Origin of the sequence: Undibacterium sp. CY21W (assembly GCF_014284265.1) — a bacterium.
In the GTDB taxonomy this organism is placed as follows: Bacteria; Pseudomonadota; Gammaproteobacteria; order Burkholderiales; family Burkholderiaceae_D; genus Undibacterium; species Undibacterium aquatile.
Window position 1 is genome coordinate 347,523 of record NZ_JACOGE010000003.1, and the last position, 14,294, is coordinate 361,816.

General features: G+C 48.7%; 15 protein-coding genes and 2 pseudogenes. 7 read left to right on the forward strand and 10 right to left on the reverse strand.

Annotated elements, in window-relative coordinates:
- The first annotated feature begins 43 nt into the window (after positions 1–43).
- Entirely contained in the window at positions 44–985 is a 942-nt protein-coding gene (locus H8K29_RS09575; protein ID WP_186897392.1) for an L-lactate dehydrogenase, read from the forward strand.
- Between the two features lie 127 nt (positions 986–1,112).
- Here H8K29_RS09575 and H8K29_RS09580 read toward each other — a convergent pair.
- Positions 1,113–1,721: pseudogene (locus H8K29_RS09580) on the reverse strand (OB-fold nucleic acid binding domain-containing protein); the annotation flags it as partial.
- On the opposite strand from H8K29_RS09580, the pseudogene H8K29_RS17945 reads away from it, so the two are divergent.
- The 5 genes and pseudogenes from H8K29_RS17945 to H8K29_RS18180 form a co-directional block, all read left to right on the forward strand.
- Positions 1,683–1,877, forward strand: a pseudogene (locus H8K29_RS17945) (replication initiation factor domain-containing protein); the annotation flags it as partial. The pseudogenes H8K29_RS09580 and H8K29_RS17945 sit on opposite strands and share 39 nt — an antisense overlap.
- A gap of 213 nt (positions 1,878–2,090) precedes the next feature.
- Positions 2,091–2,240, forward strand: a complete 150-nt coding sequence (locus tag H8K29_RS17950; protein WP_255423340.1) for a hypothetical protein — start codon at positions 2,091–2,093, stop codon at positions 2,238–2,240.
- A complete protein-coding gene (locus H8K29_RS09590) occupies positions 2,241–2,555 on the forward strand; it encodes a hypothetical protein (protein WP_186897394.1) in 315 nt (104 codons plus the stop codon).
- A 2-nt stretch (positions 2,556–2,557) separates the two neighbouring features.
- Positions 2,558–2,770: a hypothetical protein gene (locus H8K29_RS09595; RefSeq protein ID WP_186897395.1), complete on the forward strand. Its 213-nt coding sequence runs from the start codon at positions 2,558–2,560 to the stop codon at positions 2,768–2,770.
- Positions 2,771–3,150: 380 nt separating this feature from the next.
- Positions 3,151–3,501 (forward strand): nuclear transport factor 2 family protein, encoded by a 351-nt coding sequence (locus tag H8K29_RS18180; RefSeq protein WP_370527158.1) that lies wholly within the window; start codon positions 3,151–3,153, stop codon positions 3,499–3,501.
- 37 nt (positions 3,502–3,538) lie between these two features.
- Here H8K29_RS18180 and H8K29_RS18185 read toward each other — a convergent pair whose 3' ends face one another.
- Positions 3,539–4,051, reverse strand: a complete 513-nt coding sequence (locus H8K29_RS18185) for a helix-turn-helix domain-containing protein (protein ID WP_186897396.1) — start codon at positions 4,049–4,051, stop codon at positions 3,539–3,541.
- A gap of 260 nt (positions 4,052–4,311) precedes the next feature.
- Positions 4,312–4,641, reverse strand: coding sequence for an SMR family transporter (locus H8K29_RS09610; protein WP_186885311.1), 330 nt, complete (start codon positions 4,639–4,641; stop codon positions 4,312–4,314).
- Positions 4,642–5,031: 390 nt separating this feature from the next.
- Between H8K29_RS09610 and H8K29_RS09615 the strand changes: the two genes are divergently transcribed.
- Positions 5,032–5,949 (forward strand): diguanylate cyclase domain-containing protein, encoded by a 918-nt coding sequence (locus H8K29_RS09615; protein WP_186897397.1) that lies wholly within the window; start codon positions 5,032–5,034, stop codon positions 5,947–5,949.
- An 87-nt stretch (positions 5,950–6,036) separates the two neighbouring features.
- Here H8K29_RS09615 and H8K29_RS09620 read toward each other — a convergent pair whose 3' ends face one another.
- From H8K29_RS09620 to H8K29_RS09650, 7 genes are all read right to left on the reverse strand, one after another.
- Entirely contained in the window at positions 6,037–6,633 is a 597-nt protein-coding gene (locus H8K29_RS09620; protein WP_186897398.1) for a nitrogen fixation protein NifQ, read from the reverse strand.
- Positions 6,634–6,642: 9 nt separating this feature from the next.
- The gene (locus H8K29_RS09625; RefSeq protein WP_186897399.1) at positions 6,643–7,185 is read right to left on the reverse strand and encodes a molybdopterin-dependent oxidoreductase; all 543 of its coding nucleotides are present in this window, start codon (positions 7,183–7,185) and stop codon (positions 6,643–6,645) included.
- Between the two features lie 33 nt (positions 7,186–7,218).
- Positions 7,219–7,365, reverse strand: coding sequence for a TonB-dependent receptor (locus H8K29_RS09630; protein ID WP_255423322.1), 147 nt, complete (start codon positions 7,363–7,365; stop codon positions 7,219–7,221).
- The gene (locus H8K29_RS09635; RefSeq protein ID WP_186897529.1) at positions 7,355–7,594 is read right to left on the reverse strand and encodes a hypothetical protein; all 240 of its coding nucleotides are present in this window, start codon (positions 7,592–7,594) and stop codon (positions 7,355–7,357) included. Before H8K29_RS09635 ends, H8K29_RS09630 begins: the two co-directional genes overlap by 11 nt.
- A gap of 484 nt (positions 7,595–8,078) precedes the next feature.
- The gene (locus H8K29_RS09640) at positions 8,079–9,473 is read right to left on the reverse strand and encodes a hypothetical protein (RefSeq protein WP_186897401.1); all 1,395 of its coding nucleotides are present in this window, start codon (positions 9,471–9,473) and stop codon (positions 8,079–8,081) included.
- A 303-nt stretch (positions 9,474–9,776) separates the two neighbouring features.
- Positions 9,777–10,982 (reverse strand): 3-oxoadipyl-CoA thiolase, encoded by a 1,206-nt coding sequence (gene pcaF, locus H8K29_RS09645; protein WP_186897402.1) that lies wholly within the window; start codon positions 10,980–10,982, stop codon positions 9,777–9,779.
- A 67-nt stretch (positions 10,983–11,049) separates the two neighbouring features.
- Complete coding sequence (locus tag H8K29_RS09650) at positions 11,050–13,977, reverse strand: EAL domain-containing protein (RefSeq protein WP_186897403.1); 2,928 nt, start codon at positions 13,975–13,977, stop codon at positions 11,050–11,052.
- Positions 13,978–14,294 lie beyond the last annotated feature (317 nt).

A 14,294-nucleotide genomic window follows, 5' to 3' on the forward strand; every position in this document is an offset into this window, starting at 1 on the left:
CTCATACACTCATGGCTTAACGCATTTCTTCCCGAAAGTATTTATGAAAATTGGTATCGTCGGTACCGGCAACGTTGGCAGCACGGCGGCTTATTCACTGGTGTTGCAGGGCATAGGCAGCGAACTGGTGCTGGTCGATCATTTCCCTGCGCTGGCAGAGGCGCATGTGATGGATATTCTGCATGCGACGCCGTTTTCGCATCCGGTGAATGTGCATAGCGGCACGTTTGCCGATCTGGCTGGCTGTGCGCTGGTGATTGTGGCGGCGGGGGTAAATCAGCAACCTGACGAAACGCGGCTTGCGCTGTTGCAGCGAAACGCAGAAATTTTCGCTGGCATTATTCCGCCAATAGTGCGGGCGGCGCAGGACGCGATTATTCTGATTGCGACCAATCCGCTCGATATCATGACGCAGATCGCCACCAAACTTGCGGTGCGGGAAGGCATGCCCGCATCCCGCGTGCTTGGCACCGGCACCATGCTCGATACCGGGCGTTTCCGCACACTGCTGGGTCAGCGTTATAACGTCGCGCCGAGTTCGGTGCATGCGTATGTGCTGGGTGAACATGGTGATTCTGAGGTGCTGAACTGGTCGGGGGCGAGTGTCGCGGGTGTGCCACTCGAGCAATTTGCGCTCGCCAGTGGCCAGCCGCTGACTGCAGAAATCATGCAGCAGGTGGATCAGGATGTGCGGCGTGCGGCTTATAAAATCATCGCTGGCAAAGGCTCCACCTATTACGGCATCGGTGCGGCGATTGCAGCACTCAGCCGCTGTATCTTGTTTGATGAACGCAGTGTGTTTACGGCGAGTTCTGTGATGGCGGAAGTCGAAGGTGTGACGGATGTGACCTTGTCGCTGCCACACATCATCGGGCGTAAAGGCATAGAAATGACGATATTCCCGACACTGAATGCGGAAGAACATGCGGCATTAAAGCAAAGCGCGACCATCATCAAAACGCATTTGCAATCGATACAGTATTAAGGCTGTCTTAAAGAAGCTGTGTTTCAAGCTGACCAGAGCGAGACTGAATCAGCATGCGGCTTGCCGGGCAAAAAAGGCTGCGAAGGCGCATGTTCATTGGGAGATCGCTGCGTCTGAGATGTACATCTCAACAAAAATCACGGCTGCTGACGCTCAGCTCGCCCAGCAGATGCGACATATCCACCAGCCGTTTGGCGACCAGATGGCAGACTTCATTCTGGCGTTGCCATATTCCATATACGCCCAATAAGCGCGCGCCCAGCACCTCGCGTCTTTGCTGCTCCAGCAGCGATGGCCAGATGATCACATTCACCGGGCCGGTTTCATCTTCTATCGTCAAAAACAAAACGCCATTGGCGGTTCCCGGGCGTTGCCTGACGGTGACGATGCCACAGGCGCGGGCAAACTGATCTTGCTGAAAAGTGTTGAGTGTTTCTGCTGGCAGAAAACGTTTCGCCAGCAATTGCGTGCGCAGCAAGGCCAGTGGATGGCGTTGCAAAGTCAGCCCCATGCTATGGTAATCGCTGAAAATTTCTTGTGCTTCCGAGGGCGCACGCAGTTGAGGCGCGGTTTCCTGCAACGTGGTCGGGCGCAGCAAATCTTTATCCGGCAAGGAGCCGACTGCCTGCCACAAGGCCTGACGCCGGTGACCGGCGAGCGAGGTGAGGGCGTTGCCTGCAGCCAGCACCTGCAAATCGTGGCGGCTCAGTTCCGCACGCCGCGCCAGATCGGTGACATCGGTAAGTTCTGCCGCTTCTACGAAAAAGGTCGCCAACTCGGTGACAAAAATTCCTCGTGGTGTCGTGCCGAAGTCGAGTTTAAAAGCTCCGATCGCATTATCCCCTTAGACGTTCTCTTAGAACCGTCCGCATATTTTGCGGGTGCGTATCCGTGTTTCGCTGAATTCTTCGATCAGGAACATGCCGCACGTCTTCAATTAAAAGAGAAAACAGCCAGGACAACCCTCGCAACTGCTGTTCGCGTTTTCAAACACCAATTCGGTAAATATCAATCATTTTTCCGCTCTCTGCATGGTGATGATGCGTGGTTAGAAATGTCCTGCTCTGACGACAGAGACGCAGTACCAAAACGCCTCGAAGCTGTGATGTCTTGTTTCGGTAAAGCGGTTTCTTATATTCACGAAGGTTTTAATCAATCGGTGGTCAATCCTGACACTGATTACATCCTTGCTCTCGACGGTACGCGCCACGTTGAGAAAAAGCACATTCAAGCGGCGCATTACTGGGTGATTTAAATGGCTAAATTATTGGTCTTAGGTATGAAGGGCTCTAAAGGCGTCATGGACAACGGCAAGGCTTACGACAGTTGCACCGTGTTTGTTCAGACGCGCCTTGACGAATCAAAAGGAACAGCAAAAGGCTTCGCCGTAGGTGAATACAAATTCGGTGAGGCAAGTACGTTCGGCAAGTACAAACATCTGCCGTTTCCATTTTATGCCGAGGTTGAAATTGACATTGTTACGTCCGGCAAAGTCATGGCGCAAGTCATCGTCTCTTTGACGCCGTTGAAACCAGAACAGGCAAAACCAGAACAGCACAAGGCGGCTTAATCATGAGTGAAGTTCGTGTCGGTTATGTCGTGCAGGATCTCGAAAGCTACATGTTTTTATGTGAGCAAGACGGGGACGTGGGCTATACACCATGCCTTCACGCGGCTGGCACGTTCCCCACTTGGGAAGAAGCTTTTGAGACCGGACGCATGGTCTTATTGGAAAGACTTGTATGTGTTGGAACAATTCAAGCCTATCTCTGCTATGAAGCATAGAAAATCGACTGTTTAGTACGGATGCCTGCTGTACAGCCAAAATTTCTGCACATTTCTGCTGTGGAAGTAAATGTGATACATGTGTGCGAAATGCCGATGTATCTAATTTACTTCCCAAAATGTATCTAAATTAGTTCCGAGCGCTAATGTATCTAAATTAGTTCCGAGCGCTTTAAGCGTTGACGTGTGGTAAGTGTTTTGGTTGCTGATTACGCATAATTTATATTATGTAAAATGGGATGCTAGGATAAAAAGCAGGTCAATACAGACCTTTAAAAACGAAATATCATAACAACGGCATCCATTCGCTGCTTTAACAGCGTTCCTGATGGACAATCGCCATCCGTGAAGAGCTTGCGACCGTCAGCATCCGTACACATGTGCACCGCTGCAAAGGATGTAGAGGAAATGAACCAGAGAATAATCGCAAGCTGTCGCATACCGCCGCCAGCGCGCGCATCGACACCATCTTCAGCGTCGATGCCAACGGCAAGCTGACCGGCGGGTCGATTCAGGAGCTGTTCGACGCTATCGATAAACCGCCTTTCCACCCGTCCCCCGAAGCTCAGAGCGTGATCGTCAGAGTCGACATTGTGGGTACTGCGGCGAGTGCGCGCATCGACTCCAACGACGTCTCTGGATTCTCGTTTAGCGACTTCTTCCAGTTGCTGAAGGTCGATGGAAAATGGACGATTGTCAGCAAAATCTTCTATACGCACGCGGCGCCCTGATTGTTGTTAGGCTGCACACGGATGCAGCTGGGCTCAGTTATATGACGAGCCCAGCTGCAAGCGCATCGAGTGCCACGTCTACAATTGTTCGGTTCGTGTGTGTGAGCAGTTCGCATGCGAGATGGTTCCTCTTCCGAAGAAGCCACGCGCGCGGGCTAGTACCGAGTTCTTCCTGAAACAGTGCGTGAAGCCGGCTGATGCTCAAGCTTGCGAAATGGGCCATCGCTTCCGTGGACCATGGCAAAGCGGGCTTGGCCTCGACTTGGGCCAACAATGCGCTTAAGCGCGACGTTTCTTGTGGGAACCTCGTTGAGAGCGTATCAAAGAGTAATGGCATCCAACCGCGAATCAGGTCTGGTTGAGCCGTTCCTGCTTCGATGCACAGATGCATAAATTCAACCAGCTTACGCGCAGCTGGATTGATTATTGTAAAAGGCTTGTCGAGCAAGACTGCCCAGCTATCGCTCGTCAAAGTACGCTGTTCCACATCTAGAATGAGCGAGCGATTGGCAACGATGCTGCCCTGGGAATGCCACGCACCAGCCTCCACGATAGCTCCGTGGAGTGGATCGAGTTTGCCCTGCTGTCCTTCGATGTCGAGCTGTACTAGCCCTGTGAGCGGCAGGACCAGCTGCGCGAAATCATGTCGGTCCGGTATCTGCCGTTCGTTGTAACTTCGTGCTTCTATGCCGATGAATGAAGGTTAGCAGGGCAGGCCGACGTAGACGTCAATTGGCCGCCATCTGCCCTCGCCCCAAAGCGAACCTCGCCCGAGTGCTCACAAAACGTTCAGTAAGCACAGGATGATCGTCAGTGAGCGGATTGTGAGAAAACGTTCATGACGGCAACCCCAGAGATGATCAGGGTTATACCAATCAACGCTGGAGCGTCTAATTTTTGTCCGAAAAGCAGCCAACCAGCCAGTGAGATAAGTACGATTCCAACACCAGACCAGATGGCATACGCAATGCCTACGGGAATCGATTTCAGCGTTTGAGAAAGGAAGTAGAACGCAACACCATACCCGATTAGTACGATGATGGAGGGGGCGAGCTTCGTAAAACCCTCACTTGCTTTCATTGCTGACGTCGCAACAGTCTCGGCCACAATTGCTATACCCAAGGCTATCCATTTGTTCATTTCATCCTCCAATTGACACTGGAGTATGTATACATATTGATATCTCGTCTAGTCTATGCGAATCGTAAAATCTGTGCGCAAATCGGACCACTCTGAGGGGCAACACTCGGCAGAACTACGCGGTTTGCGACGGTCTGCTTTTGGCCGGTTGTCGACCGAGTATCCGTTACGCTTCTCTATGCGTGAGTAGCGCATCGTCTTGGCTTGTGCCAGACAATATTTCACATCTGCAACAACGCTTCGATAAAATCAGCGTAAAGTAGTAACTCGGTTGGTGTGCACAACGATCGGATTTGGGACGATCCAATCAGCACTTCAAAGTGGCAATCATTGGACGCCTCGCGCGCATGTGCCACAGTATTTCTAAAGTAAGTTTTTACGGAGAATGTAGTGGATATTATCGTCACCCAATTGGTGGAATCTTTACACAGCGCACGCTCCACTGAACAATTGGTCAGGCCTTTACTTGAGATGCTCAACAACATTACGGGAATGGAGTCAACCTACCTTACGACAATTGAACTAGATAAGGGAAAACAGACCGTTAAATACGCACGCAATATAGGCACTCTGGCGATCCCTGAGGGTTTCGACGTCAGTTGGGCCGACTCGCTATGTAAACGTTCAATAGAGTCTTGTGTGACCACAACAAGTGATGTGGAAAATTTGTGGGGTGACTCCAAAGCTGCAAAAAAATTAGGTATCTGTTCGTACATGAGCACGCCTATTGTTTTTAGCGATGGACGGCTTATGGGCACGCTATGTGCAGCAAGTTCGGTAAAAATACAACAGCCACAAAAGGCCAACACTATTCTTGAACTTTTCGGAAGCATCGTCTCTAATTTTTTAGAGCGTGAAATTCTCATTTCAGAATTAAGTGAGTCGAATAAAACTTTGCAACGTATTGCTCTCACAGATCCGCTTAACTTCAAAAGTATTAATGACCAATACGGTCATCATATCGGCGACCTGTTTCTTAAGGAAATTACAACCCGCTTGTCTGATTGTCTGAGGGCGACAGACGTTTTAGGTAGACTTGGAGGTGATGAATTTCTTTACATTGGATTCGGGTCAAATTGGAATGATATCGAAAACGGACAGTCAGCTGCCGCACACATGCAGACACGCCTAACAAAAGCAACTCAGGGAGTTTTTCAGTTGGAGGAAATTTCACTGACTTACACCGGTGCGAGCGCAGCTGTCATTGTCCAGGGCCCAGAAACGACGACGTGTGAAAAAGCAATTCAGGCAGCGGATGACGCGATGTATCAAATCAAGTTACAGCGGAAAGCTGAATCTAGCCAGTGAAAGAATTCGCCGACATTACTGCTTTTCAAAAGTAAAAATGCCTTACGCAAAAGACATTAACATCAAGCAGGACGTCAATGTAAAAAGTCAGTCAGTCGGGGAGTCATTTGTTACTGATAATGGAAAGCACAAGTTGAACTGGTCACATTGCCTGCATTTCGGTGGTTGTAAATCAGGTTTATCCAGCCGCATGCCTAATTGAGTGTAAATGAAGCGCTTCCATTTCAGATTCTGAATATTAAGAATGTAAAGTGGTTCGAAATATTCTTGTAGTAATGCAGATACTTCGTCACGATTAGATAAACCTAAATCTTGCCAAAGATGGCGACTTCCCTGACAAGCGGCGGCAACAGCACTTGCCAGCCAGTCAACGTGTTTTGCATTCTTTTTTGTTGAACACAAATCTAACAGAAGATTTTTTACCATTAAAAAATCTTCTGGAATGGTCGCCATCAAACCTTGATATTGATGATCGGGTAGCATTTCTAACTCTTCAATTTCAGGAAAACATTCTCGTAACATGGTGATGAATGCAGGCTGTGTCATACCCAGAGCCCAGGCGAATAGAGGAAGTTCGCCTTCTTGCGCATTTCTGAGTACGCCCGTAATTGCTGCTCTTATAGGATCAGCATCGATTTTTGACGTTGATACTATAGAGAGCAGGTGAAGTTGAAAGGTATCCATATTGCTTGCTTAATCGACGATTTTTCTGACTTCGATGCCGTTTAACCATTTCACATGACGAGGGCCGGTGCGCAGGTCTTTCGACGATATCATCGCAATCCTCCCCTCATCTTCAGGCAGAGGCTTTCCATCTTTTTCAAAAAAGACCATGACACCTTCTCCGATTGGCGTATTGAATATTTCACTCCACGAAAAAACGACTTTATATCCGTCCGTTGCCGATGCAATCACAATGGTTTTTTTGACGTCATTGTGATCCTTTGAAATGACAACCGCTTTTTCAAGAATGTCCTTCAACAGAACTCCTTTGAAATTTTCTAATTTGCCGACATTGGCACCAGTTTGGCAAATCAACGGTACTTCGCCAACTTTCTGCGGAGGGAATTGTCGTAAGTCATTGACGCGCAGAATGAGTTTGTTCTCGACTGCACCTGACACAGTCACACTCTCGGTGACATATTTTGATAGATCACTTGTTGTTTCGTGCGCAAAAACCTGCTGGCAAAAAACGAGAGCGGTGGTAATCAAAAGTGCGCGACATTGTTGGAACATGATTTCTCCTTTTATATGCAATTGAAAACCTGATTAAAACTGATATTGGACATTGCCAAACCACATGCGTCCTGGATTAGGAAAGCCATCAGCGAGTGCGTAGTTTTTGTCTTTCAGATTGGTGACACCAGCTTCCACAGTGACATGCTTCACTGGCCTGTAGGTCAGTTTAAGATTCAAGCTTGACGACCGATGCAATCTGGTCGCCGCCCACGTCACCTATTTCGGTTGTTGGCAAACGCTTTGCTACAACCAAAACGGTTCCTAGTTCGAACGCGGAAGTATCAGATTTATCCTCAGCCCATGCAGTGGAAGTGATAAATGTCGCAATAATTGCCGCATTGACTACTCGAATCTTCAATTGCGGACTGGTTGTTACAACGCGCTTTTTATTCTGATGCTTACCCATATGTCTTCTTCCGATAAAATCGTAATAGCAACTTATATATTACGGTATTTAAAAAAAATCGACGGCTTCTCGAAATGCTTGCGGCATATCTCATCGGTCTTCTACGTCGCGGTTAGCCGACAAAATTATTTTCAACATGTGAAATTTATTGCGTAGGTTTTTTTATTGGCTTGGCAAATGCGTAATATACACTTGCATATAACGCTGTAAAGATTGCACTTGAATTGTCTTGACGAAAATCATATTTTTTAAATTGAAGGTCTTAATTGCGAAGAAGCTGCATAGTTTGCAACCAATAAAACGGTTACAGATATGATCGGCTTCCCAGTCGATCAACTTTCACGCGTGAAAGTTGATTAAAGTAATAATAGGACAGTAGAATCTGCCATGCGCGAAGTACACGAAGGGCCGTCTGCCCTGCGTATATCCGCCGTGGACGGGACAGAGTTTCCGGAAACTCACCATATCGCTTACCGAATTCGGATCAGCGTAGCGTAGTGATCGCTCTGGATACGTCATGCGGAATTCGAGATAGTCGAGCGGCGAGCGGCCGCCAAGACTTGAATGAGGGGTGGCGTTGTAATTGGCTCAAGACAGCAAGCAACTCCGCTGCATACTCAAGCTGGAACTGGCTGGTGAGAGCGACTTCGTCCGGGTCTCGCCCGCCTTTGTCTGAGGGTTTTCCGCCGGTCATGTTCGATAGCTTCTGGAAGCCACGCTGCCCGAGCGTACGGAAAAAAGTCTCGATAAACGGACGGTCGTCTTTACTCCTTCTCACCGCGAAACTATTCTCGGGCTCAAGCAAGTCTGATCCGACCACGTCTTTCAATACTTGTTTTACATGCTTGCAGGTTTCGGCCAAAGAGCCGTCAACGCTGATCTCGTCCCAACAGGCACCGACGAATTTTTCTGAAACAGCCGACGGCAGGTTTGCCTTCGGATAATAGGCATGATCTCCAAAGGTGATTGGCAGTCGCTTGGATTTGGTTAGGGCCATTTTTAAGGCTCGAAGTACGTCAACCTTCGAGACTTCTTTGCGCATGCTGAAGTGGTAGCCAAGCACAGCGCGCGACGTTACCTCGAGAATCACGACCACCCACAATCGATGGACGATTTTTTGAACATATCCGCCGGTAGGCTGCGGAATCATGACGCTGAAACGACCGTCAGTCTTATGCGCGTCCATTTCCACTCGCTGGAACAATAAGTGGACTGGCCTGTCGGTGCCGTCGCCCGTCAACATCTTCTTTTTGTTGTCAGGCCCGCCGACGACCAATGCCGCTGATTCAGGATTTTCGTCTAGAACGGATTTGACGAATCGGCAGACTGAAACGTAGCCCATGTTTTTCGTATTGAAGGGCCACTTGTTTTCGGTTTCATAGCGGAGCACGCGGAGTTCTCCAAGGAACCATTGCCAATGGCCTTGCTTATTGCGTTTGCTGACCGATATCCGATTTTGCGAGCCGGCGGACAGAATACGTTTGAGGAATTTTTCTCGTAAGGCAGGATGCTGGTTTAACACCGTATTTAAGGCGCCCACAGCTCCCTGGCCGAACTTATCGACGTTGATTTTGTGCTTGCGCTGATAGGAATTGATACGCTCCCAAGGAACCAGGGCGCGCCAACCCCATACCTCTCCATCCCTATGAACCAGCAGACAGCGCTCCTTGATAAGTCGAATTGTCTGCGAGAGCCCTATGTCGGCCTGTTTCTTAATCTCGCTTTCTGTGGCTCCTTCGAAGTACAGCTTTATGGCCTTCTTCCGTGCGAAGTAGCCATCTTTAGTAGGGCCTTGAGGAAGTGCTCCTTCGTCTGGGTACTTCCAGTCGTATACCCTGAGTTCTTCAGCGTTTAGCCGTCGGCTGTTTTTCGCGCGCATTGCTTTCCACCTCGGTTATGTGATCAGCAACATTAATCAGTGGTGAAAAATATACAGTATTACGCAAAACGGTGGAAGACCCACACTTTTAGGTAAAGATCATGAAATTAAAGGTGTAAATGAACAGAAACGGTAGCCAATAAAAACAAGGACTTACAGAAAAATATTTTTTACAGAATTACGTTTTTATACGACCATGCTGCGTTCTTGCCAACCTGTACGCACTGCTCGGTTAAATGTACCTGTTTAGTCAGTTTTTCTTCGTGTACAGTCCATTTGAATGTAAAAAGGCGCTCTTCAGTGTCAGACGCGTTCGATGATCATGGCAATCCCTTGCCCGACACCGATACACATGCTGCACAAGGCATAGCGGCCATTGCTGCGATGTAGCTGATACATCGCCGTCGTTACCAAGCGAGCGCCAGACGCCCCCAATGGATGACCCAATGCGATGGCGCCGCCGTTAGGATTGACGTGCGCTGCATCATCCGGCAAACCGAGATCACGCATCACCGCCAGCGCCTGCGCTGCAAAGGCTTCATTGAGTTCAATCACATCCATCTGATCCAGCGTTAAATTCGCTTTCGCCAGCACTTTACGAATCGCAGGCGCCGGGCCAAATCCCATGATGCGTGGTGCCACGCCGGCAGCAGCCACTGCCACGATGCGTGCTTTAGGCGTCAGACCAAATTGCGCAATGCCAGCATCTGAAGCCAGCAACAGTGCACACGAACCATCATTCACGCCCGAAGCGTTACCCGCAGTCACGGAGCCATCGGCACGCACCACCCCTTTGAGTTTTGCGAGGGCTTCCAGACTGGTCACGCGTGGATGTTCGTCCTGACTAAAAATAACAGGATCGCCTTTACGTTGCGGTAAGGTGACCGGAATAACTTCGTCGTGAAATGCGCCCTCTTTCTGCGCCTGTGCAGTACGTAACTGACTCGATAGCGCAAACAGATCCTGATCGGCGCGGGAAATGCCAAACTCCGCAGCGACGTTTTCTGCTGTTTCCGGCATGGAATCAATACCATGTAAGGACTTCATTAAAGGATTGATAAAGCGCCAGCCTATGGTCGTATCTTCTATTTTTGCTGCACGTGAAAAGGCGCTGTCCGCCTTGCCCATGACAAAGGGTGCGCGCGACATGCTTTCTACGCCACCTGCAATCATCAGATCGCAACTATCGCTTTTTAACGCATTCGCAGCCACCCCCAGTGCATCCATACTGGAACCGCATAAACGGTTAATCGTACTACCGGGCACTTCCACAGGCAGCCCCGCTAACAGGCTTGCCATACGGGCGACATTTCGATTGTCTTCACCAGCCTGATTTGCGCAGCCATAAATCACATCATCCACCCTGCTCCAATCCAGTGACGGATGGCGACTAATCAGCGCTTTAATGGGTAAGGCCGCCAGATCATCTGTTCTGACCCCGGATAAGGCTCCACCGTAACGGCCAAACGGGGTACGCACTGCATCACAAATAAAAGCGCTCTTTTTCATCGTGTCTCTGTCATTCCTTTGGTTTGTCTTTATATGCTTGCCACTTTTACCCACCGAGTTTTACGCGTTATCTACGCTCATCCTGCGCGATTAATTGCACAAACTGTTCAACAGGTACGGGGCGGCTGAATAAGTATCCTTGCGCCTCGTCACAAGCTGACGTTTCCAGAAAGGCTAGTTGCTCAGCCGTTTCAACGCCTTCAGCAATGACCGATAACTGTAGGGTATGGCCTAATTGAATGATGGCCTTGACGATAGATGCTCCATCAGAATCACTCAGCATATCCCGGACAAATGACTGATCTATCTTGAGCTTATCGACAGAGAGTCGCTTCAGATAGGACAAACTGGAATATCCGGTTCCGAAATCGTCAATCGACAGTTTGATGCCTAATTTTTTCAAACCGTGTAAAGACTTGATAGTTGTTTCGACGTCCTGCAGCAGAATTGATTCAGTCAGCTCCAGTTCCAGAAGTTCTGGCCGCAAGCCGGAAACAGCAAGTGCATTACTGACGATTTTAAGGACATCGCCGCGTTTGAATTGCAATGCCGAGAGGTTGACTGCTACCACTGGTGGCACAGGATATTTATCCTGCCACGCCCGCGCATGGCGACACGCTTCGTTGATGACCCATTCACCGATCTGAATAATATGACCACTGCGCTCGGCAAGCCCGATGAATTTACCGGGAGCAATCAGTCCATCCATCGGATGTTGCCAGCGTATCAGCGCCTCCGCAGCGATGATTTTCCCGCTTTTGATATCAATCTGAGGTTGATAGTGAAGCACGAACTCATTATTGCGTACCGCGCTGGATAAGCCTCCGGTTAAACGGATTTGCTCGACCAGGCCTGCATTCATATCGCGTGTAAAGAAGCGGTAAGTATTACGCCCTGCTTCTTTTGCACTGTTTAAAGCAGTGTGAGAGTGTTTTAATAAGGTGTCGAAATCATCGCCATCGATAGGATAGAGTCCTATCCCAATTGAGCAGGACAGATTCACGACATCGTTATTGATGGTGAATGGTGTGGAAAATGCCTCGCAGATCGTATTGCCAACCTCTGCAATTCCCGGAACATCATATTTTCCCGTAAGCAGAATCACGAATTCGTCACCACTCAGACGACTCATCGTGGCTGTCGCCGGAATGCTATGCTGCAAACGGTTTGCCACTTCTAGCAGTATCTGGTCGCCAATACCGTAGCCCAGACTGTCATTGATTTGTTTAAAGTGATCAAGATCGAGATAGAGCATGTTGACCGTCATGTTTTCATTGTTGGCGACAATGACGGCATGATCAAAGCGATCGCGTAACAACAAGCGATTTGGCAGATTGGTCAAGGGATCGAAATTCGTCAGGAATTCCAGTTTCTCTCTGGTTTCTGCATTCTCTGCACGCGTGCGTAAGCTGACAATGCAATAAGCTATGTCGTCAACCAGTTCTTCCAATAGCTGCACTTCTGCAGGATCAAAGGCATCTGCTTCACAAGAGTAAATATTCAAAGCACCGAGAATTTTTGCGTCACAGATCAGCGGTAAGGAAACGCTGGATTGATAGCCGCGTTCTAACGCAGCTTTGCGCCACGGCGCCATACTGGCATTCGTCAGGATATTCTGAATAATATGTGGCGTACCTGTCCGGATTGCGGTACCAGTCGGGCCTTGTCCCTGTTGATTGTTGCCCCACGAAATATTAATCGTTTCCAGATAGCCGCTTTCATAGCCAGCTTGCGCAACCGGGCGTACTGTTTTCGCCTGATCTTCTTCTGCATAGCCAACCCAGGCCATCAGATAACCACCATTATCTACGCACAAGCGGCAAATTTCGGACAACAGATGATGTTCGTTTTCACTACGTGACAGCGCGATATTGCAGTCGCTGATGAGTCTTAGTGCTCGATTGAGTTTCTTTTGCTCCGCTTCGCTTTGTCTTAATTCACTCGTCATACTGCGTGCGATTGCCAATGCGCGGGAGCGTCCAGTGACCAACAGCCACACCACGATCGCTAAGAGTATGCTGGCGATACTGCCGGTGGCAGCAATAATATTTGCCCTGTCACTTTTCAATCTGGCATCGAACGTTGGCAATGAACTAATGACGATACTCCACTCGTGCCCGAATAGATTCAATACCTTCGTCGTACGAAAAGCAGAGTTATTGTTCTCTGTGATTTGTTTTGACTCGAACATCAACTGACTTTTGTCAATTGAATTGCCGTCATAGATGAGCAGATGAAAAGGCGAGCTGCTCTCGTCGAAACGATGACCGAGTATCCCTGTCATCAGATCATTCATGCGAAATGGCGCATACACCCAACCTTCAATATTCTCGTGCCGCTCTTCAATGTTGGCATGTTTGCTATGCAAGCGGTAAATGGGCATATACATGAGAAAGCCCGCCTGCACGTCCTGGTCAGTCTCCTGTACCAGTTTTACCCTACCTGAAATGATGGCTGTATTTTCCTCTGTTGCCTTATTCAGCGCAGCACGACGAACGGTCTCCGAGTACATGTCATAGCCGATTGCGCGTTGATTGCGCCAGTTGGGCGGCTGCAGATAAGTAATCGGAGCGTATATCTCGCGCTCACCTGATGGCCGGATATCGTATTCTTTTGATCCGGTCGCGCGCATGACGGCGATGTGCTCTGCTTTTTCTTTCGACTTAACAAAACGGGCAAAACCCACGCCCTGAATGCCCGGAAATTTATCTTCAAACTTCAGCGTCTCTACGTAACGGCTGAATTCAGCCTGAGTGACTTTATGGGAGGCAGTAAACAGACCTGCCACACCTTCCAGAACCTGTTCATAGTTTTGTAATCGTCGGTTGATATTGTCAATGATCTCATTTGATCTGTATTCGAACTCGTCGTGCAGCGCCTGACGATTCGCCTCACGTGGCGTATCCTGCAGTGCATAAGTAAGCGCCAATCCAAAAATCAGAATGACCCATGGAATGAACAGGAAACTGCTGGGGAGGTTTTCTTTTTTTAACATGGGCAAAAAAATGACGATCAGTCGTTCTAAACACGATTGCTAACGGCGCTAACTGAGAAATCCTCGTAGATTTTATTGATCTTATATATCAAATAATCTAATGCAAACCATAGCTGACAGACTTCAGTATGGTCAACCGCTTTCCTGCAGCATCGTCTTTTTTTGGTTATTCCACGAATGGACAAGATCGAGTCCGGTTTTTAATCATACGCAATATGATCATGCGCAATAAATAGAAACAGATGTTGCTAAGTGCGCTATTTCGACATTATTTACTTTCCCGAAATGATAAACTCTCACTCTATCGACATTGCGCG